Annotated in this window: 1 protein-coding gene; it reads left to right on the forward strand. The window is 63.8% G+C overall.

What is annotated here, in order from left to right; all coding sequences use genetic code 11:
• On the forward strand, positions 1–434 hold a 434-nt coding region (locus IBT54_RS24915), incomplete at both ends, for an Ig-like domain-containing protein (RefSeq protein WP_201253331.1).

The following is a 434-nucleotide window of genomic DNA, read 5'->3' on the forward strand; positions in this document are numbered from 1 at the left end:
GCCTGCCGATTACCGTCGCCGCCGCCGATCCCGGCACGCCTGCGACGCCAGCTATCAGCCTGAACCCGTTTGCGGGCGATAACCTGCTGGATAACAGCGAAAAAACGACGCCACAAACGGTATCCGGATCTACCAGCAATGTTGAGGCGGGTCAGACCGTTACCGTCACGCTGGGCGGCCAGACCTACAACGGCACTGTGGGTGCGGATGGCAGCTGGAGCGTTGCGATTCCGGCTGCGGCACTGGCGGGACTCGCCGCAGGCACTACCACCATAGGCGTCAGCGTCACTAACGCAGCAGGCACGGCGGCCACCGGCAGCCTGCCGATTACCGTCGCCGCCGCCGATCCCGGCACGCCTGCGACGCCAGTCATTAGCCTGAATCCGTTTGCGGGCGATAACCTGCTGGATAACAGCGAAAAAACCACGCCACAA

It is taken from the genome of Pantoea sp. S62, assembly GCF_016658625.1.
GTDB lineage: Bacteria > Pseudomonadota > Gammaproteobacteria > Enterobacterales > Enterobacteriaceae > Pantoea > Pantoea vagans.